Below are 311 nucleotides of genomic sequence, written 5' to 3'. Positions count from 1 at the left end.
TGTCAGTATATAAAAACGGCTTGGTGAAACCAAGCCGACCTGTTCAATTTTTAACTACTTTGCTAGCTGCGCATCAATAATTGAAAGCCTATCCACGCAGCTGAAATACTTAACACGACATTCAACAATACGTTCAACCCCATCTTAAAGAAAGCGCCCTGCTGCATGAGCAACACATTATCCATCGAGAAGGTGGAAAACGTCGTTAGTGCGCCTAAAAAACCCAAGCCAATCACTTGTCGCCAAGGTTCCGTTGCCAAAAGTTCATTATCGAAAGCTGCTATCAATAAGCCCATCATAAATGAGCCAAC

At 42.8% G+C, this 311-nt stretch carries 1 protein-coding gene; it reads right to left on the bottom strand.

Annotated features, from left to right (window positions below):
• Positions 1-62: 62 nt before the first annotated feature.
• Positions 63-311 (bottom strand): fluoride efflux transporter CrcB (gene crcB / locus IQR33_RS28025; protein ID WP_193844252.1); only part of this gene is annotated, 249 nt, incomplete at its 5' end.

The organism is Vibrio sp. OPT46, assembly GCF_015163535.1.
Lineage (GTDB): Bacteria > Pseudomonadota > Gammaproteobacteria > Enterobacterales > Vibrionaceae > Vibrio > Vibrio alginolyticus.
This window is presented reverse-complemented; position numbering and strand designations above follow the sequence as displayed.